The sequence below is a fragment of the Labrenzia sp. VG12 genome, assembly GCF_002237595.1.
Lineage (GTDB): Bacteria > Pseudomonadota > Alphaproteobacteria > Rhizobiales > Stappiaceae > Roseibium.
This window is the reverse complement of record NZ_CP022529.1, coordinates 2,840,768-2,861,704: the sequence shown is the minus strand read 5'-3', so window position 1 is coordinate 2,861,704 and position 20,937 is coordinate 2,840,768. Positions and strand designations below refer to the sequence as shown.

Genomic DNA, 20,937 nt, shown 5'->3' with positions numbered 1-20,937 from the left:
ACGAGCCTCCAACGGAGTTGATCTCAATGGCGCCCCGCGACCCGATTTCCAGAGCTGTGACGGCCAGGAGTGCCGCAGCGGGGGCTCCGTGCGCAGATCCTGATACCTTGTCGCAGAGGCCTATGGATTGTGTTGCGGACCTGTTTGCGCGCCAGGTTCGTGCACGGCCCCATCAAATTGCGCTGCTCGTCGGCCAGACATCGCTGAGCTTTGAGGAACTGGACCACCGTGCCAACCGGATGGCGTGGCATCTGATCCGGCACGGCATCGGGCCGGGCAAGATCGTGGCGCTTGGCTGCCCTTCAGGTGCAGACCTCGTTGTATCCTTGCTCGGGGTCTTGAAAACCGGTGCCTGTTACATGCCCCTTGACCCGTCCTATCCGGCTGGGCGGCTGGTCATGATGCTGGAAGATGCCGAGCCAGATCTGATCATCTGCGGACCATCCGTGCTGGAGATTGCAGCGGTTGCCGGCATGAGCGACCGGATCCTCTCCATCGGGGAGGAACATGTTCGCTCGCTCATCGACGCGCTCCCCGGACAGGCGCCAACCACGGAAGATCTGATCAGGCCATCCAGCCAGGATGATCCGGTCTATCTGGTCTATACGTCCGGCTCCACAGGGCGGCCGAAAGGGGTGCTTGGGCGGCAAGGGGCTCTGTTCAACCGCCTTCTCTGGATCGGCGAAGCTTTACCGTTTCAGGAGGGGGAACGGACGCTCTTCAAGACCTCGCTCAATTTCATCGACGGATCGACAGAGCTGCTGGGCGCACTGACCAACGGCAGTGCCGTTGTCGTCCCCGAGGGCCCGGTGACCGGTGATCCACGCCGCCTGGCGGAAGTCGTCGAACACTTTGGTGTCACGAGGCTGACCGTCGTGCCCAGTCTTCTCGCCTCCTTGCTTGAGGAAGATTGTCTGCACCATCTGTCGGACTGCCGAAGCTGGATCACGAGCGGGGAAACGCTGCCCACAAGTCTGCTCGACAGCTTCAGTGAAAAGCTGCCGCTTGCCCGGCTTTACAATTTCTATGGCGCCTCCGAGGCGGCCGGCGACAGTCTCTGGGCGCCTTGTGTTGCAGGAAAACCCGTCACGATCGGCAAGCCGGTGCGCAGGACGGAGGTGTTCCTGCTCGATGGAAACCTTGCAGAGGTCGCTGATGGTGATGCCGGCGAGCTTTATCTGGCCGGAGAGGGGCTGGCCCTCGGGTACCATCGCCAGCCGGACAGGACAGCGGACCGGTTCATTGCCTCTCCGTTTGGGCCGCCGGGCGCCCTTCTTTATCGAACAGGCGATGTTGCACGCCGGTTGCCCTCTGGTGAGTATCAGTATCTCGGCCGGAGCGATCACCAGGTGAAGATCCGCGGTGTGCGGGTGGAACCCGGCGAAGTTGCCACCGCTCTGGACGCCTTGCCGGCGATTGCCCGTTCTGCGGTCGTCTCAAAGAGGCGGGAGAACGGCGATATCTATCTTGCCGCCTATGTCGTCTGGACCAGGGGAGCGGAAATAAATGTTCCGAAGCTGCTTCGGGACCTTTCTGCGCAGTTGCCGCCAGCCTTTTTGCCGTCGGCCGTCGTGACACTGTCCGAGCTGCCGCTGATGCCCAACGGCAAGCTCGACAGAGCGGCCTTGCCGGACCCCGAGCCACAGGCGCGCTCAGAAGATGGCGCAGCTTCGACCTCGCTGGAGGAAATGCTGTGTGTTCTGTTCGAGGAGTTGCTGGGGCTGGAGAGAGTAGGCCCGCACGATCACTTCTTCCTGCTTGGCGGACATTCGCTGTTGGCCGCGCGCCTTGCCTACCGACTTCAGGATCGGCTTGGTGTGTCGCTCGAACCTGCTCAGGTGTTCGATGCTCCGACGCCGCAACAACTTGCCCGTCTTGTCGAGCAGGCGGGGCCAAAGTCAGCCGCCTTTTCGGCTCAGCCACGCCCGGAAAAACTGCCCCTGTCATCTGCCCAGAAGCGGCTCTGGTTCCTGAACCGGTTGCACCCGGAGGACGCGTCTTACGCGCTGACCTATGCCTACCGCCTCGATGGCGCGTTGGACCTCGATATTGTCCGGCAGGCCTGGGCGGATGTGATCGGCCGGCACGAGGTGCTCCGAACGCTTTATCCGGAAGATGAAGATGGCGCACCCTTTCAGAACATTCTGGCGTCATGGCCGGAAAGCGACGTCTTCAGAGCATCGCCTTCAGCGCCTGCAAACGCGGAGGAGGCGCGGCGAAAACGGGTGGCGTTGCCCTTCGATCTGACCCGGGACCTGCCGATCCGGATTTATCTGGAACCGGCTGCTACGGGATCCTCAGAAACGCATCTGATGCAGATCGTGCTTCATCACATCGCGGTCGATGGCGGCGCCATCAACCTGCTTCTGGCGGATTTTGAGACAGCCTTTGCCGCTCGACGGAAGGGGGAGTGGCCAGACTGGGGGCGCCCGTCTGTCGGCTATGCTGATTTCGCAGTCTGGCAACAGGATTGGCTCGAACACGCAGGGGCCGCAGATGCGCAGCGATACCTTGCGGACTGGAAGGCCGATCTTGAAGCCGCGCCGGAATGTCTGGACCTGCCATGTGCAGAAGGACGTCGCCAGACGGCCCATTGGTTGGGAGGGGAGGTTACATTCGATCTGCCCGCGCGGCTTCACCAGCAGCTGGTGGCACTGGCTGTGAAGAGCGGCACCAGCCTCTTCATGGTGCTTCAGGCGGCGCTCGCAACGACCATGTTCCGGCTTGGCGCCGGTAAGGACATTGTCATCGGGACGCCGGTGGATGGCCGTCCTGACAAGGCCTTTGAAGAAACAGCCGGTCTGTTCGTCAACATGCTTGCGCTTCGCAACGATGTTTCAGGCCGGCCGAGTTTTCGCGATCTGCTGCTTGCCACGCGTGAGCGGAACCTGCGGGCCTATCAGCGCAGAGACGTGCCTTTTGAAACCGTGGTCGATGACCTGAGGCCCGAAAGGGATCTGTCCTACCATCCGCTGTTCCAGTTGGTTCTCGCACTCGACATGGAAGGACCACCGTCGCTTGACCTTCCGGGACTGGCGGCGACACCCCTCAACGTTCCCGTGATCGCTTCCAAGTTTGATATCTCCTTCGACCTGACCGCCTGCCGCGATGAAAAAGGAGCGCCGGCTGGCATCTTCGGACGGATCGAGTTCCGCACGGATTTGCTGGACTCGAAATGCGCCGCCTGGATTGCGCGCCGTTTTGTGAACCTGCTCGACGCAGTGGTTCAGGATCCGGACGCCCGGCTGGACACCCTGCCGATGACCGAGGTTGCAGAACTCGCCGATGTCACTGCGCGCAGTCAGGGGCGGCAAGTTGTCAGGCCGGAAGCCGAAGCCTCGCTTGTTGAGCGGTTCAGAACGCTTGCAGCCCGGCACGGCAACAAGACAGCGCTTGCCAACGAGACCTGCGCGCTCTCCTACCAGGATCTGGAGTGTCGCTCCGATATGGTGGCGCGCAACCTGGTTTCGCGCGGTGTAGAACCGGGTGACCGTGTTGCGGTGTTCATGGAACGATCCATCGATCTGGTCGTTGCAACGCTCGCCATCGTGAAGGCAGGCGCTGCTTATGTGCCGCTCAATCGCAACGATCCGCCGCAGCGGCTGGAGCAGCTCGTCACGGATACAGCTGCCAGCCTTGTCCTGATCGATGGTCCGAAGGACGTGCCGGCATTTGGGGTGACGGCCAACTGCATCCCCTTTCGCGACCTGCAGGCGGGCAATCCGGATAGCGTCCTTCCGAGCGTACAGGCAGCCCAGATCGCGTGTGTCCTGTTCACGTCCGGGTCGACCGGACGACCGAAGGGCATCGCGATCAGCCACCGCAACATACAGGCGCTGGCGCTGGACGGGTGCTGGCCGGAAGGATCGCACGAGCGGGTGCTGTTGCATTCCCCCTATGCCTTCGATGCCTCGACCTACGAAATCTGGACGCCGTTGATGCTCGGCCAGGAGCTGTTCGTGGCACCGCCCGGCCTTCTGGACGCCGAAACAATCAGCCGCCTCATCGCGACGCATCAGATAACAGCCGCCTGTATCACGACGCGGCTCTTCAACATCATTGCCGGGGAAAAACCGGCCGCCTTCCGGCCGCTCAAGTCTGTTCTGATCGGCGGCGAGGCGGCGTCAGCAGAGGCCATTCGCCGGGCAACGTCTGCGGCACCCGATACCCGCTTCGTCAATGGCTATGGTCCGGCAGAAGGGACCACATTCGTCACCTGGCATGCGATGCGGTCACTGGAGGTCGACGCCTACAAGGTTCCGATCGGACTGCCGCGCGACAATTGTCAGGTGCGCATTCTCGATGACCGCTTGCAGCCTGTCGGCTTCGGCATGGCGGGTGAGCTTTATCTGGCTGGTGCGTGCCTGACACTCGGTTATCTCGGCAGGACGGGACTGACGGCGGAACGATTTGTCGCCGATCCTTTCGGACCGGCGGGCGAGCGGATGTATCGCACAGGTGATCTCGTCCGCTGGCGCAGCGATGGTTTGCTGACCTTCGTTGGCAGGGCGGATCACCAGGTCAAGATCAACGGGTTTCGCATCGAACCTCAGGAAATCGAAAACGCGATTGGTGCCAATCCCGATATTGGCCAGTGCAGCGTGATCGTGCGCGAGGACCGGCCGGGCGAGAAGAAGCTGGTCGCCTATGTTGTTGCGGCGGGCGAAGCTGTCCCGGATCTTTCAGGGCTGCGCGCCCATCTGGCCGAGGCCTTGCCCGCCTTCATGGTGCCGGCCCATTTTGTTCCGCTTTCCCAACTGCCCTTCACGACCAACGGCAAGCTCGACGTTTCCAGACTGCCGGCGCCGGACATTCAAGGCGAAACGTCGCGGGCGGCAAAAGCAGGACTGGAAGCCGAACTCTGCAAGCTCTTTGCCGATGTTCTGGGCTTGCCGGCGGTTGGTCCGGCAGACAATTTCTTCACACTCGGCGGCGACAGTATTCTGTCGATCCAGCTGGTCAGCCGTGCGCGTCGACAGGGTCTGATCTTTTCTGCCAAAGATGTCTTTCAATGCAAGACGCCGGAGACCCTTGCCAAGGTCACTGTCGAGAAAGAGAAAGCGACAGAGCAGAGCGACACAAGTCTCGAGGATGGCTGGCTCGACGCGGCCGAACGGGCCGAGATCCTGGACCGCTACGGGCCGTCTGTTTCAGCTGTGTGGCCTTTGACGGGTCTTCAGTCGGGTCTTCTGTTTCATTCGCTGATGGATGCGGAAACGGGTGAGGATGCCTACAAGGTCCAGACGGTGGTGTCTCTCGCCGGCCCGGTGGAGGCAGAGGCGCTGCGAACAAGCCTTCAGACGCTCGTTGCTCGTCATGCCCCCTTGCGGGCCGTCTTCTGCCACGAGGGCGTGCGCGATCCGGCCCAGGTGATCCTGGGCGAGGTTGCCGTGCCGTTTCAGGAACGGGACCTCACGCAAAGCAAGGACCCGCAGGCTGCCCTCGACGCGTTGCTGGCCGAAGACAGGAAGGTGCCGTTCGACCTGGCAAAGGGGCCGCTCTTCAGAGCGCAGCTGGTGCGTTTGCCGGAGGGCCGGTCCGAGCTGATCCTGACCAACCATCACATCCTGCTCGACGGCTGGTCGCTGCCAGTGCTGATGCGCGAGTTACGTCAGATCCATGCTATGGGCGGGGCAGGGCCCTTGCCGCCCGTCGTGCCTTTTGATCACTATCTCGGCTGGCTGCAAGCCCAGGACAAGGAGGCCGCACAGGCTGCCTGGCAGACGGCGCTCTCCGGTCTCGGTGAACCGACCCGGCTTGCTGCCTCTGTCCATGGACAAACGTCAGCGGACAAAAACGCCGCGGAGGAAGTGCTGCGTTTCGACAGATTGCTGAGCGCAGAGGCGACCAGAAGCCTGGAGGCGCTGGCCCGCGGGCTCGACATCACACTCAACACCGTTCTTCAGGGTGCCTGGGCCGTGCTGCTCGGACGGATCTGCGGCAGCACGGATCTTGTCTTTGGGGCGACTGTGTCGGGACGGCCAGCGGAGATCGTCGGCGTGGAGGCCATGGCCGGTCTCTTCATCAACACGGTGCCGGTGCGGGCACAGCCGCAGCCCCGCCAGTCCGTCGGCGCATTCCTTCAGGATCTGCAGGCCGCGCAGGCGCGCCTCTTGCCACATCAGCATCTTGGTCTGCCGGAGATCCAGGCCGCCGTGGGGCTCGGGGATCTGTTCGACACGCTGGTTGTGTTCGAGAACTATCCCGATCAGGAGGATCTGAGCGGTTCCTCCGAAGAAGGGCTTTCGATCCAGGGGCTGGAGGTTCACGACCGGACCCATTATCCGGCCAGTCTGATGGTGGTGCCGGGTGAGCAATTGCTTTTGCGGCTGGATTGCCGGAAGGAGCGGATCGGGGCTGACCTCGGCAAGAGCCTCCTGGAGCAGCTCTGTCATCTGCTTCGGCAGATGAGCGCCCGTCCGGAGGCCCTGCTGGGCGCCCTTGAGACGCTTGCACCGGAGCAACGCCAGCGCGCGCAGGATCGCTGGAACGAGACGGGACATGATCTGCCCGCGGGTGATCTGACAGAGCTGATCGCGGCAACGGCCCGCAGATATCCGGACCGGGAGGCCGTGGTCAGCGGCGAGGAGCGGCTCAGCTATGCCGCGCTCGAGGAGCGGGCCAACCGGCTGGCGCATCTCCTGATTGGGCGGGGTGTCGGCGCGGAAGATGTTGTGGCGATTGCACTGCCGCGTTCCGCCGAGATGATCGTGGCGATGCTGGCGGTCCTGAAAACGGGTGGGGCCTATCTGCCGCTGGACCCGGCCTATCCGCCGGCCCGGATTGCCATGATGCTGGCCGATGCATCGCCCCGGCTTGTGCTCAGCGAGACCGGGACGGCGACAGAGCTTGCAGACGGGCTAACGGGTTGTGAGGTGCTGCAGCTGGACGCGGCGGCGATGAGGGCGGAGCTTCAGGCGGCACCAGTCTTGCTGCCCTCGGATAGTGACCGGCGTATCCCCATCGATCCGCGCCATCCGGCCTATGTCATCTACACATCAGGCTCGACAGGAAAGCCGAAGGGCGTTGTCGTCACACGGCGGGGGTTGGGCAATCTGGCGCTTGCGCAGAATGAAAGGTTTGACATTTCGGCGGCTTCACGTGTGGCCCAGTTTGCCTCCTTCAGCTTCGATGCGGCGTTTTCTGAAGTCTCGACGGCCCTTGTGGCCGGGGCGGCACTGGTGATCTGGCCGAGAGCCGCTTTTACCGACCCGGCGACGCTGAAAGCCTTCATGCAGGAGGAGGAGATCTCACATATCACGCTGTCTCCCAGCCTTTTGGGCGTGATGGCGGTAGACGATCTGCCGGAAGGATGTGTTCTGGTGACGGCAGGAGAAGCCATCGGCGTCGCGGAGGTCCGGCGATGGGCGGCAAGGTGCCGGCTGATCAATGCCTATGGTCCGACAGAGGTCACGGTGTGCGGCTCCATGAGCTATCCGCTTTCTTCCGGTCATCCGGAAGGCATTGCCTCCATCGGCGATGCGATCTGGAACACGCGGCTCTATGTGCTTGATGAGGCCATGCAGCCTGTCGTTCACGGCGTGGCGGGCGATCTCTATATTGGCGGCATCGGTCTTGCTCGGGGATACCAGAACCAGTCCGCCCTGACGGCCGAGAGGTTTCTTGCAGATCCCTTTGCCGGTGCCAGTGCCGGTACTGGTGCCCGTATGTACCGGACAGGGGATCGGGTCTACCGGGCGGAAGATGGCGCACTCTTCTTCCTTGGCCGCAGCGATACGCAGGTCAAGATCCGGGGACGGCGCATCGAGCCGGGGGAAATCGAACGGGTTCTGCTGCAAAGGGCAGACGTCGCCCAGTGTCTGGTCAGCGTCTATCGGGACCCGCAAGGCGGGGCAAGACTCGTCGCCTATGTCATCGGTCCGGAAACAACGGAACCGGTTGCGGCTGAGCTGTTGCGGTATTGCGATGACCGCCTGCCGGACTACATGGTGCCCGCACAGATCGACCTTCTGCCCTATTTGCCGCGTTTGCCGAACGGCAAGATCGATCGCAAGGCCTTGCCGGCACCCAGCCGTCCGGAACGCAATGCCGTGTCGCGGGAGCTGTCCCCGGTGGAACAGGCCGTGTCGGCTGCTTTCGCTGAAACGCTCAGTCTTGCGGCAGTTGCACCGGAAGAAAGCTTCTTTGCGCTCGGCGGTGACAGTATTTCCGCGATCCGGCTGGTCAGTCTCTTGCGCAAGGCGGGCTGGCTGACGTCGCCCAGGGACATTTTCGAGCAGAAGACAGTTGCAAGACTGGCCGGTGTTGTCCGCCCGCTCAACATTGACCGCCCGGTTCGAGATACCTCCTCCAGCGGTGGAGCCGTTGTACTGACACCAATCATGCGCTGGTTCTGCGAACAGGGCGGTCCGGTCGACGGCTTTTTCCAATCGGTCTGCCTGACGCTCCCGGAAGGTGCAGATGACAGCTTTCTGAAAACCGCGCTGGAAGCCTTGTTGCGTCAGCATGAGATGCTGCGTTTGAAGGCTTCAAACGGTCTTGGAAACCTGCGCATAGAGCCTCTTGCAGACAGGCCGGAGACTGTTCCCCTCAAAACGCTCGACCTGACCGATTGCGACACGAGGCTGGATATGGCGCAGCGCCTGGAGCAGGCGAATGCAGCCGCCGTTTCGGCCTTATCTGTCGCTGACGGAGCGGTGTTCAATGCGACCTGGTGCCGGCGGGAAAACGGCGCGCCGGACCTTTTGCTGTTATGCGCCCATCATCTCGTCATTGACGGCGTGTCCTGGCGGATCCTGACCGATGACTTTCAGGCAGCCTGGACGGATTGGAACGCCGGTCGATCTGTCTCGGTTGAGCCCGCATCGACATCCTTTCAGGATTGGGGCCGGCTCTTGCAACAGGACGCCTCCTCGGAGCAACGCCTTCGGGAATGCGGCTATTGGCAGGAGGTGACAAGCGCTGACACTGCCTCGCTTCTTGTGGAGCCGTTCAACCGAGACCTGGACACCGCTGCGACCCTTGGCTCGCGCCACTCGACACTCGATTCTGCCAGAACGGAGCAGGTTCTGACCCGCCTACCGGCTCTTTATGCCTGCAACCCGCAGGACATTCTGCTGACCGCGCTGAGCCTCGCTCTTGGTGCCTTCCTAAGAAAACGGACCGCTTTCAACGGTGCAGCCATTCTCTGCGATGTCGAAGGTCACGGGCGCGAGGCACTCGGTGAGGCGGATCTCAGCCGAACCATTGGTTGGTTCACGAGCCTTTACCCAGTGCGGTTGGAGCCTTGTGAACTGGACCTGCCCATCGCCGATGTGCCGGACCGAACCCTGAAACACATGATCGGGAGGGCCAAGGAAAGGGCTGTCCGACTACCTGATCGGGGCCTCGGCTTCGGCCTGTTGCGCTATCTGAATGAGGAGACGGCGGGTCTTCTCGCCAAGGGGCAAAAGGCGCAAATTTCCTTCAACTATCTCGGCCGTTTCGATGCCGGGCGAAACCACGACTGGGCACCGGCCTCCGAATTCGGAGGCCTGCGCGGCGGGTTTCCACCGGCAAGTCCGCTGGAGCATGCACTTTCAATCGACTGTCAGGCGATTGAGGACCTCGACGGCTATCGTCTTCAGACCGATCTTGGTTTTGCCACACGGCACTTGTCCGCTTCTGACGCTGCCGAGTTCGAAGCTTGTTGGGACAGTGCACTGAAACGGCTGGCTTCTCATGCAGTCTGGCAGAACGCCGGCGGAAAAACGCCGGCCGATTTTGCACTGGTTTCGCTGGACCAGTCCGAAGTCGACCTTCTGGTTAACCGCTACGGGCCGTTTGTTTCAGCTGTCTGGCCTTTGACGGGTCTGCAATCGGGTCTGCTGTTTCATTCGCTGATGGATGCGGAAACGGGCGAGGATGCCTACAAGGTCCAGACGGTGGTGTCTCTTGCCGGCCCGGTGGAGGCAGAGGAGCTGCGTGCCAGCCTTCAGACACTTGTCGCCCGTCATGCGCCCTTGCGGGCCGTCTTCTGCCACGAGGGCGTGCCCGATCCGGTCCAGGTGATCCTGGGGGAGGTTGCCGTGCCGTTTCAGGAACGGGACCTCACGCAAAGCAAGGATCCCAAGGCGGCCCTTGACCAGTTGCTGGCCGAAGACAGGAAGGTGCCGTTCGATCTGGCGAAGGGGCCGCTCTTCAGAGCGCAGCTGGTGCGCTTGCCGGAGGGCCGCTCCGAGCTGATCCTGAGCAATCATCACATCCTGCTCGACGGCTGGTCGCTGCCGGTGCTGATGCGTGAGTTGCGCCAGATCTATGCTGCAGGCGGGGCAGGGTCCTTGCCGCCCGTCGTGCCTTTCGATCACTATCTCGGCTGGCTGCAGCGCCAGGACAAGGACGCTGCACGCGCTACCTGGCAGACGGCGCTCTCCGGTCTCGGCGAACCGACCCGGCTTGCTGCCTCTCTTCATGGGCAAACGTCTGCGGACAAAAACGCGCCGGATGAAGTGCTGCGGTTCGACAGTTTGCTGAGCGCAGAGGCGACCAGATCCCTGGAGGCACTTGCCCGCGGGCTCGACATCACGCTCAACACCGTGCTTCAGGGCGCCTGGGCCGTTCTGCTCGGACGGATCTGCGGCAGCACGGACCTTGTCTTTGGGGCGACCGTTTCCGGGCGACCAGCTGAGATTGCCGGCGTGGAGGCCATGGCCGGTCTCTTCATCAACACGGTGCCGGTGCGGGCACAGCCGCAGCCCCGCCAGTCCGTCGGCGCATTCCTTCAGGAACTGCAGGCCGCGCAGGCGCGCCTCTTGCCACATCAGCATCTCGGCCTGCCGGAAATCCAGGCCGCCGTGGGGCTCGGGGATCTGTTCGACACGCTGGTTGTGTTCGAGAACTATCCTGATCAGGAGGATCTGAGCGGTTCCTCCGAAGAAGGGCTTTCCATTCAGGGGCTGGAGGTCCACGACCGGACCCATTATCCGGCCAGCCTGATGGTGGTGCCGGGCGCGCAATTGCTGTTGCGGCTGGATTGCCGGAAGGAGCGGATCGGGGCGGACCTCGGCAAAAGCCTCTTGAACCAGCTCTGCCATCTGCTTCGGCAGATGAGCGCCCGTCCGGAGGCACTTTTGGGCGCCCTTGAGACGCTGGCACCGGAGCAACGTCAGCGCGCGCAGGATCGCTGGAACGAGACGGGACATGATCTGCCTGCGGGTGATCTGACAGAGCTGATCGCTGCAACCGCCCTCAGACATCCGGACAGCGAGGCCGTGGTCAGTGGCGAGGAGCGGCTCAGCTATGCCGCGCTCGAGGAGCGGGCCAACCGGCTGGCGCATCTCCTGATTGGGCGGGGTGTCGGCGCGGAAGATGTTGTGGCGATTGCACTGCCGCGTTCCGCCGAGATGATCGTGGCGATGCTGGCGGTCCTGAAAACGGGTGGGGCCTATCTGCCGCTGGACCCGGCCTATCCGCCGGCCCGGATTGCCATGATGCTGGCCGATGCATCGCCCCGGCTTGTGCTCAGCGAGACCGGGACGGCGACAGAGCTTGCAGACGGGCTAACGGGTTGTGAGGTGCTGCAGCTGGACGCGGCGGCGATGAGGGCGGAGCTTCAGGCGGCACCAGTCTTGCTGCCCTCGGATAGTGACCGGCGTATCCCCATCGATCCGCGCCATCCGGCCTATGTCATCTACACATCAGGCTCGACAGGAAAGCCGAAGGGCGTTGTCGTCACACGGCGGGGGTTGGGCAATCTTCTTTGCAGCCTCAGCCAGACCCTGCCTTTGGGGCTGGAAGACCGGTTGCTGAGTGCAACGACAATCGGCTTCGACATTGCCGGACTGGAACTCTTCGGACCCTTGCTCACAGGCGCGACTGTGCTTTTGTTTGACGGTCGGCAGCGGGAAACCGATGCCTTGTCGGACTGGGTCGAGAGAAACAGCCCAACGGTCATGCAGGCAACGCCTTCCTTGTGGCGTGCCTTGCTTGAGACAGGTGACTTGCCGCCCTTGCGCATTTTGGCCGGAGGGGAAGCACTTGATGGGGAACTCGCCGGAAAGCTTCTGGAGGCGGGCCCCGTGACCAATCTCTACGGCCCGACGGAAACAACGATCTGGTCCCTGATGGAGTCGATCCTGCCCGAAACTGCTGAGGCTCCGGCAATCGGTCACCCTCTCTGGAACACACAGGTTCATGTGCTGGATGCGGCGTTGCAGCCTGTCGCGGATGGGACCTCGGGAGAGCTTTACATCGGAGGACTGGGCCTTGCACGCGGCTACCATGGCAGGGCCGACCTGACGAGCGAACGCTTTGTCGCCGATCCCTTTGCCGGGGGAGGCGCTCGCATGTACCGCACAGGGGACGTTGTTTTCCGCAAGCCGGATGGCGGGCTGGTCTTCCTCGGCAGAAGCGATGCTCAGGTCAAGATCCGGGGACACCGGATCGAGACAGCGGAAATCGAGGCAATTATAGCGGCAATGACCAACATTGCGCGCGCTGTTGTCATCGACAGACCGGGGCCGGGAGGGGCTCCGGTGCTGGTGGCTTATGTGGTGCCGGAAACCGGTGCCGGAGTGAAACCGGGGGGGATGCGCGAGGCGCTTCGGCAGCTTCTGCCCGATTATATGGTTCCGGCGGAGGTCTTGGTGATCGATGCTGTTCCCCTGACGCCCAACGGGAAGGTGAACCGTCTGGCCTTGCCGGCGCCGCACCACGCCAGCCGCTCATCGGAACCGCGCTCCTTGCGCGAGACCCTGCTTTGCAATCTGTTCTCGGATCTTCTGCCCGGGGTGACGGCCGGGCCGGAAGACAGCTTTTTCGAACTTGGTGGCCATTCACTTCTGGCGGCGCGCCTCAAGGTTCAGATGCGCGACAGGCTAGGTCTTGATGTCAGCCTGCATGACATTTTCGAAACGCCGACAGTGCGGGGTTTGCTGTCTCTCGGCAAGGACCGCAAATCAGGTCTTCTTGAACCGGTCCTGCAGATCAGGCGCGCCAGCGGCGAAGCACCGCTCTTCTGCGTTCATCCCGGTTTCGGGCTCGGCTGGAGTTATGCCGGGCTGGTGTCGGTTCTGCCAGACGTTTCGGTCACAGCCTTGCAGGCCCGCGGATATGCAGGCGAGCAAGACCTGCCGCGAACCCTCAATGCCATGGCGGCCGAGTATGTCGATCATGTCGACCGGTTGTGGCCGGACGGGCCCGTCCGGTTGCTCGGCTGGTCCTTTGGCGGGTTGGCAGCCTTCGAAATGGCCCGGCATCTGGAAACGCGTGGACGGCCGGTCGAACTCGTTGCGCTGTTGGACTGTTACCCGATGAAGGACGGCGATCCATTGCCGGACCTTTCCGACCAGGGCGCGCGTCAGGCGTTTTTCGAAATGATCGGCTTCGACCCGCAAGGACGTGCGCCGGACGATGTGGCGTTTGAGGATCTGAAGCGGTTCCTGGTGGAAAGCGCGCATCCTCTTTCGGATCTCGGTGCTGCCGATTTCGACAACATGCTGCGGATCGCGCGCAACAACGCGACGCTGGCGCATGGCTTCCGTCCCGAAGCGATCAACGCACCGCTTGTGCATTTCGTTTCAGGATCGAGCTGGGCCATGATGGGGCTGAAAGAAGATCCCTGGTCGCGTCTCACCAGGGGGCACTTCGAGCGATGCATGCTGGACCATGGCCATCACCAGATGACAACCCCGGCGGCGCTGGACGTCATCGGCAAGCACCTTACGGATCTGATGCGACGGGCCGGACGGCCCTCCGGCCAGGACGATGGAAAAGGGAGAGTTGAGAATGTCGGTTGAACCTCTCAATCCTGTGGAGCGGTCGGAGGTGGTGACCGCCACGCCGATGACCGGACGCGAATTTGTCGACAGTCTCAAGGATCAGCGCTGCGTCTACTTCAACGGGGAACGGGTCACCGACCTCACCGAACATCCCGCCTTCCGCAACTCGGTGCGATCCCTCGCCAGGCTGTATGACGCGCTCCATGACGACCATGCCAGTGGCGCCAGCATCCTGACCGCCCCGGCAGATGCCGATCCGGCGGGCTACACCCATCGGTATTTCAAGGTGGCCCGAACAGCTGAGGAGTTGCTTGGCCAGCAAAAGGCCATCGCCGAATGGGCGAAGCTCAGTTACGGCTGGATGGGCAGATCACCCGACTACAAGGCCGCCATCGTCAATACGCTGGAAGCGAACGCGGGCTACTACGGGCCCTTTGCGGCAAATGCCCGGCGTTGGTACCACCTGGCGCAGGAGCGGACCTATTTCATGAACCATGCGGTGGCCAATCCGCCCATCGACCGGGCCAAGCCGTTCAGCGACGCCAAGGACATTCTGGTTCATGTGGTGAAGGAAACCGACGCCGGGCTCTACCTGTCGGGCGCCAAGGTGGTCGCGACATCGGCTGCCCTGACACACTACAATTTCCTCAGCCACCATGCGGTCTCGGAGACCAACGGGCCACCGACGGCGTTCATGTTCTTTCTCGACATGTCGACACCGGGCATCAAGCTGATCTGCCGCAATTCCTACGAATTCGCCGCACATGAGGCCTCAAGCCCGTTCGATCATCCGCTGTCGTCCCGGTTCGACGAAAACGACGCCATTCTCGTGCTCGACAATGCCTTTGTGCCCTGGGAGAACGTCCTGGTGCACGGGCCGGCGCACAAGCCGATCGATTTCCTGATGGACACCGGCTACCTGCAGGGGACCTGTTTTCACGGCTGCACCCGGTTTGCCGTCAAACTCGACTTTCTGGCCGGCCTCCTGACCAGGGCGCTGCACATCACAAGCGGCGACGAGTTCCGCGGCAATCAGGTGCTGCAGGGAGAGGTGATCGCGCTCCGGCATCTGTTCTGGTCCTTGTCGGATGCGATGGCAAAGACGCCGGAGCCGTTCGCCGACGGGGCCGTTCTGCCCGGCGTCAGTGCTGCCCAGGCCTATCGCGCCCTGGCCCCCGATGCCTATGGCCGGGTCAAGGAAATCGTTCAGAAGATCGTGGCGTCCGCATTGATCTACCTGCCGTCCTCGGCGAAGGATTTCCAGAACCCGGAGATCGATACCTATCTGGAACGCTACGTGCGCGGCTCCAACGGCATCGGCTACAAGGATCGGATCAAGCTGATGAAGCTGCTCTGGGACGCCACCGGCTCGGAATTCGCCGGGCGGCACGAGCTTTACGAGCGCAATTACGCCGGCAATCACGAAGAGGTCAAACTGCAGCTGCCGGCGATTGCCCGGCGCGACGGGTCGATGGACCAGATGCTCTCGCTTGTTGACCAGTGTCTTGAAGACTATGATGAATTTGGCTGGTGCAACACGGCGTGGAAAGACTGATGCCACCAGTTGGGGAGACCATGCGATGACCAATCCGTTCGACGATCCCGACGGCACATTTCACGTGCTGGTCAATGACGAGGAACAGCATTCCCTGTGGCCTGATTTTGTTGCGATACCGGAAGGCTGGCGGTCCGTCTTCGGTCCCGGCAAGCGGCAGGACTGTCTCGACTATGTCAATGCCAACTGGCCAGATATCCGACCGAAGAGCCTCCGGGACGCGGCGGGCAACTGACCTGAAAGACACGCTGCGGCGAACCACCTGGAGTGCCTGATTTCCGATGAAGTTCTTTCGTCTTTTGTATCGCGAAGCAGGCGACAGCAAACGCACCTTCCTGTTGCTTTCGCTGATCCCGGGTCTTGTGATGGGCCTCGTGATCGCGGTGATCAACGCGGTGACCAACTATCAAAGTGCGGGCGGCGTCCAGTGGCAATATCTTGGCCTGTTCGGCATCGGCTGTGCCACTGTCCTGTTCACGATGAACCGGGCGCTCAACATGGCCACGGCGATCATTGCCGATTATCTGAGCCGGCTGCGCATCAAGGTCACCGATCAGGTCCGCAGTCTCAACCTGGCGGCCGTGGAAGAGATCGGCGTCAACCGCATCCGGTCGGTTGTGGGACGCGATCACCAGACCATCGAGGAGACGGCGCCGGCGCTGGTCGGACTGATCTACTTCGTCATGCAGCTGGTGATGTCGGCGCTTTACATCTGTTATCTGTCGCCACTGGCCTTTGCCGTCACTCTGGCCTTCCTGGCGGGCGCTGTCTTCTTCTACCGCAAGAGCTACCAGGACGCCGAGGAGCTGATGCGCCAGGCCAGTCTGAGCGAGCAGGCATTCCAGAACAGTTTCGAGAACATCCTGGGCGGCTTCAAGGAGGTGAAGCTGAACGGGCAGCGCAGCGACGACCTGTTTCACAACTACGTGGTGCCGCGCTCCGAGAAGGTGGAAGAGCTGCGGGTGGAGTCCGGCCGCTCCTTCATTTACGGACAGTCGGTCAGCGATGTCTTTTTCTACACGTTGATGGGCACGCTGGTCTTTGCCATTCCCTTCTACGTGTCCGACCTCTCCGTTCCGGGCAAGATCGTCACCGTCATCGTCTTTGCCAGCGGTGCAATCACGTCGATCATTCGCATGCTGCCCGTCGTCTCCCGCGCCAATCTTGCAGTGTCCAACATTGAAGACCTGGAGACGTTGCTGGCAGGTCATGCGGAACGCGCGGAGGAGGGGCGACCGGTCAAGCAAGCCAGGCTGACAAAGTCGCTGGCGCTCAAGAAGATCGCCTATACCTATCACAGCGAAAACGGAGATAGGCCGTTCTCCATCGGTCCCTGCGATCTGGAAATCGAAGCGGGGGAAATGGTGTTCATTGTCGGCGGCAATGGCAGCGGCAAGTCGACCCTGGCCAAGATCCTGACCGGGCTCTACGACGCCAATGGCGGGCATATCTCCTGGGACGGAAAAACCGTGAAGGCTGCCAATATCGACCTGTATCGCAGCCTGTTTGCCGTCATCTTTTCCGATTTTCACCTGTTTGACAGGCTCTACGGCGTCGACCTGTCCGATGAGCAGAAACTCTACGATCTGCTGGAAGACATGAAGCTGGATGAAAAGGTCCACTATCGCAACAACCGCTTCAGCACGACCAACCTGTCCACGGGCCAACGTAAGCGCCTTGCGATGGTGGTTGCCCTGCTGGAGGACCGGGATGTCTATGTGTTCGACGAATGGGCTGCCGACCAGGATCCGGAATATCGCCGCTGGTACTACACGGAGTTTCTCACGAAGCTGAAAAAGGACGGCCGTACGGTCATCGCGATCACTCACGATGATCGCTATTTCGATGTGGCCGACAAGGTTGTCTGGATGGAAGAAGGCAGGATCAGCAAAGTGGCGCGCCCTGCCGAGGCCAATGCCTGAGTCTTCCCGCGATCTCTGCCCCACCCTAATGGCGCGTGGGCCGGCCGTCATCGCCGAGTGTTGCAAAATTTCAATTTGACTATCAGCAATTGATGGTCATCTATCGGGCCGCACGAACGGCCGCGACGAAATATCTGCTCGGACCGGAGCGCTGCTGCCTCTACAACGGGCAGGCAGGGCCTGCCGGGCGGCGCTGCAGCAGGTCAACCGCCCGAGCAAGCGCCGGCAGGTTCGTGCCTGGTCGCAGGCTCTTCCGCTTGCCTGCGAGCAACCATCAACGTCTGAAAAGGACAGAACGCATGTCACTTCGTATCAACGACACCGTCCCGAACTTCACCGCAGAGACCGATCAGGGGCAGATCACGTTTCACGACTGGATCGGTGACAGCTGGGCGATCCTGTTCAGCCATCCGAAGGATTTCACACCGGTTTGCACCACCGAATTCGGCGCCGTTGCACAGCTGGCTGCCGAGTGGGAGAAGCGCGGCACCAAGGTGATCGGCGTTTCTGTCGACAGCGCGGAAGACCATCGGAAATGGAAAGGTGATATTGAAAAGGTCGGTGGGGCTGCCGCCGGTTTCCCGATCATTGCCGACGAAGGCCTGGCGGTCTCCAAGGCATTCGACATGCTGCCTGCCGAAGCCTATCTGCCGGACGGACGCACGCCGGCCGACAGCGCTACCGTTCGCTCCGTCTTCATCATCGGTCCGGACAAGCAGCTGAAACTGTCCATGACCTATCCGATGACCGTCGGCCGGAACTTTGCCGAAGTGCTGCGCGCGCTGGACGCCCTGCAGACCTCCGCAAAGGGCGTGGCCACGCCGGCCAACTGGCAGGTGGGTGAGGATGTCATCATCCCGCCGGCTGTCAGCGACGAAGATGCCAAGGCAAAATTCGGCGAGTTCGACGCCGTCCTGCCTTACCTGCGCAAGACCAAGGTCCCGGCCTAAGCGTCAAAGAGCCTGTCACGGCATTTCCGGTGCCGTGACAGCGCCCCGGCCGGTCAGTGATAACACTTCCGGCGTGACATCTTGCCGATGCCCGGGTTGAGCGTGTTGGTGGGATCACATTTCTGGTAGAAGTCGGCGAGATCCGGCTTGGCCGCGTAGAGATGGCCGACATTGTGTTCGGCCGGATATTCCGCACCGCGTTGATCCAGCAGCGCCAGCATCTTCTGCTTGAGCGCCTTCGGGTCCCGACCTTTCTTCACGATATAGTCCTGATGCAGCACGTGGCAGAAGAAGTGGCCGTAATAGAGCTTGTGCAGCAGGCTGTCCTCGATCTCCGCCGGCAGCGTCTCGAACCAGTCCCGGTCGTCCCGGCGCAGCGCAATGTCGAGCGCCAGGATGTCCTCGACGTCACCGGCATGAACGGCCTGGTAACGCACGGCCGCTCCGGCAGCGGCGAAGCGATGCAATCCGGCAATCTTGCCTTCCCGGGGTGTACAGGTGAACCAGGCACCGTCCTCGCCTGAAAAGAAGTCCGCCAGGAACGCTTCCGCCTCGGCAACACCGCCGTCCCGCATCTTCAGGATCAGGTGGTGCTCGTAGTTTGCCCGGTACTCTTCCATGCGTTTCGGCAATACATTCGGCCACATCCAGCTCAGGATCTGCATGAAGCGATCGGTCAGGCTGCAGGGCAGGAACGGGATCTTCGAAAGCCGCGCATCCACCCAGCCTTTCATGGCAAAGATGGCCGGCAGCTTGTCCGTCCCCATCTTGTCGATCAGGACGAGCGTGTCCTTGCCGTATTTTTTGGAAATGTCGTAGATCTCGGCATGCATGTATTCGCCCGAGACCGGCAGGTGCTCGAACTCCGCAAGAACGTGGCGGCGCAGCCTTGTCAGCACCTGGGTGTCGTTGGTGCCGATATAGAAGACCTTTTCGGTTTCCGGCTTGGGGTAGGTGTCGAGCCGGGCTGCGAATACCGCCAGCTTTCCGGCGCAGCCGGAGGCTTCGTGCAGCCGCCGCTTGTCCGCGTTGAACCGTGCGGGGCTCGGCGAGTCGATGTCCCGGACCCGCTGGTGATAGTCGGTGTCCGAGGCCTTGAGATTGGTTTCTTCAATATCCTGGTCGGTGTAGTCGCCGGTCTCGAGCCGCGTCAGGATGGTCTCCGGGTCGTCCCCCAGCGCAATGCCCAGGTGATTGACGAGTTCAAGTGTACCGTCTTCGCGGACCTGCGCAAAAAGCGAGAGTTCTGTGTATGACGGACCGCGCTCGACTAGGGAGCCGCCGGAATTGTTGCAGACGCCGCCGATGATCGAAGCGCCGATGCAGGAGGAGCCGATGACCGAATGTGGTTCCCGGTCCAGCGGTGCCATCAGTTTTTCCAGGCTGAACAGGGTGGCGCCGGGAAAGGAGACGATCTGCCGGCCTTCGTTCAGCAGCTGGATCTTGTCCATGCGTTTGGTGCTCAGGACAATCGCGTCCCGGTCATACTGGCCGTTGGGTGTCGACCCTTCGGTCAAGCCCGTGTTGGCGGCCTGCATGATCACGATCTTGTCCGCGGCGACACAGGCCTTCAGAACGTTCCACTGCTCCAGCAGAGTGCCGGGCTGCACGACGGCGAGCGCCTTGCCTTCGCCGGAGCGGAAACCCTTGCAGAACCGCTCCATCGACCTCGGATTGGTGATCACGTGCCGGTTGCCGACAATTCCCTTGAGTGTTGCAACGAGCTGATCGTCAGTCTGTGTATTGGCCTGGGCTTGCATGCTGTGCCTCCGGCTTCTGATCCGTTGCATCTCGGCAAACGGTAGGGGTCAAGCGTGTCGGGTTGCTTTGGTATAAATTTTTTACCAATTTACATTCCGGCACGCAAGCTGGCAATCCGACCTTCTGCCAAGACGGACGGATAGGGCGGTCAGCCAGCGGATGTCGGCAGACCGTGGCAAAGTTTCAAATGGAGGAGTGACTGCAATCCGGCCCGCGGTCGTGCCGGAGCCAGTCTGTCAACAAGCGGCAAAGTGCTCAGACAGGTGCCGACAGAGAGCTAAGCGATGCCTGCTGTCTGGTCCCAAGAGGCGGATTAAAGGTCAAAAGCGTCGGTCAGTCTTTTGACAAAAGCTTCCTTGCTGTCGCCTTCCGGCAGGCTGGCATGTGCGGCCGGGTCGATCCGCCGGGCCTCTCCAAGTTGGCCGAGGAACCGGTTGATGGCGTCAATTGCGTCGATAGACACCGGTTCGATCAGCATGATGGCATGGGCCAGCACGGCGCTACGGCTACGGTCGGCCTTGCCGCGCCGGATGCGCATGGCCGTACCTGCGAATTTGCGGCCGTTGAGCTGGACGTTGAACTCTCCGTCGCAGAAGGCGCCCGGTTGCCAGCCCCGGCTGGCGCCCAGCCCAAGCGCCTGTTCGATCGCTGTGCAGAGCCGGTCATATTCCCGACGGATATCGACCTGGATGCCGGGTTCTGTCGCGTAAACATGGGTGACGTTCAGGATACCGGTGCCCTGAGGAGTCACATCTCCACCGGTGCTGCGCAGGTGCACGGGCCAGCCTTCGGCTTCAAGGACTTGTGAAGCTTTCTCGAAAAGAGGTTTGTTGCTCAGGTTCTTCGGCGACACCAGGCATGTCGGGCTTTCCCAGAACCAGAGATGGCGCTTGGCCGGATTTTGGCTGACCTCTTCCAGCAGGTCGAGCTCATGCGCCAATGCCTCGGCAGCATCCAGGAAATCGATCAAGAACTACCTCAATGGACCGCGTCTTCAGATTGCCTTGGATCTAGATTATCCTTGAACAGAA

General features: G+C 61.8%; 7 protein-coding genes. 5 read left to right on the top strand and 2 right to left on the bottom strand.

What is annotated here, in order from left to right:
- Nucleotides 1-122: 122 nt before the first annotated feature.
- The 5 genes from CHH27_RS13375 (at nt 123) to CHH27_RS13355 (ending at nt 18,145) form a co-directional block, all read left to right on the top strand.
- Nucleotides 123-13,736, top strand: coding sequence for a non-ribosomal peptide synthetase (locus CHH27_RS13375; RefSeq protein WP_198338419.1), 13,614 nt, complete (start codon nt 123-125; stop codon nt 13,734-13,736).
- Complete coding sequence (locus tag CHH27_RS13370; protein ID WP_094072030.1) at nt 13,726-15,273, top strand: 4-hydroxyphenylacetate 3-hydroxylase N-terminal domain-containing protein; 1,548 nt, start codon at nt 13,726-13,728, stop codon at nt 15,271-15,273. The genes CHH27_RS13375 and CHH27_RS13370 overlap by 11 nt, the downstream gene beginning before the upstream one ends.
- Before the next feature lie 25 nt (nt 15,274-15,298).
- The gene (locus CHH27_RS13365; RefSeq protein ID WP_094072029.1) at nt 15,299-15,508 is read left to right on the top strand and encodes an MbtH family protein; all 210 of its coding nucleotides are present in this window, start codon (nt 15,299-15,301) and stop codon (nt 15,506-15,508) included.
- Nucleotides 15,509-15,554: 46 nt separating this feature from the next.
- Nucleotides 15,555-17,195, top strand: a complete 1,641-nt coding sequence (locus tag CHH27_RS13360; protein WP_094072028.1) for a cyclic peptide export ABC transporter — start codon at nt 15,555-15,557, stop codon at nt 17,193-17,195.
- Between the two features lie 299 nt (nt 17,196-17,494).
- On the top strand, nt 17,495-18,145 hold the full coding sequence (locus CHH27_RS13355; protein WP_094074728.1) for a peroxiredoxin: 651 nt from the start codon (nt 17,495-17,497) through the stop codon (nt 18,143-18,145).
- Between the two features lie 53 nt (nt 18,146-18,198).
- Here CHH27_RS13355 and dld read toward each other — a convergent pair whose 3' ends face one another.
- Together dld and CHH27_RS13345 are read right to left on the bottom strand one after the other, a co-directional pair.
- A complete protein-coding gene (gene dld / locus CHH27_RS13350) occupies nt 18,199-19,905 on the bottom strand; it encodes a D-lactate dehydrogenase (protein ID WP_094072027.1) in 1,707 nt (568 codons plus the stop codon).
- A gap of 314 nt (nt 19,906-20,219) precedes the next feature.
- On the bottom strand, nt 20,220-20,876 hold the full coding sequence (locus CHH27_RS13345; RefSeq protein WP_208988866.1) for a hypothetical protein: 657 nt from the start codon (nt 20,874-20,876) through the stop codon (nt 20,220-20,222).
- Between the last annotated feature and the right edge of the window lie 61 nt (nt 20,877-20,937).

What these genes read in the sequence shown, in the direction of transcription:
- CHH27_RS13375 (WP_198338419.1), top strand. Translation starts at nt 123, where the DNA reads ATGGATTGTGTTGCGGACCTGTTTGCGCGCCAGGTTCGTGCACGGCCC.
- CHH27_RS13355 (WP_094074728.1), top strand. Translation starts at nt 17,495, where the DNA reads ATGTCACTTCGTATCAACGACACCGTCCCGAACTTCACCGCAGAGACC.
- CHH27_RS13360 (WP_094072028.1), top strand. Translation starts at nt 15,555, where the DNA reads ATGAAGTTCTTTCGTCTTTTGTATCGCGAAGCAGGCGACAGCAAACGC.
- CHH27_RS13370 (WP_094072030.1), top strand. Translation starts at nt 13,726, where the DNA reads ATGTCGGTTGAACCTCTCAATCCTGTGGAGCGGTCGGAGGTGGTGACC.
- CHH27_RS13365 (WP_094072029.1), top strand. Translation starts at nt 15,299, where the DNA reads ATGACCAATCCGTTCGACGATCCCGACGGCACATTTCACGTGCTGGTC.
- dld (WP_094072027.1), bottom strand. Translation starts at nt 19,905, where the DNA reads ATGCAAGCCCAGGCCAATACACAGACTGACGATCAGCTCGTTGCAACA.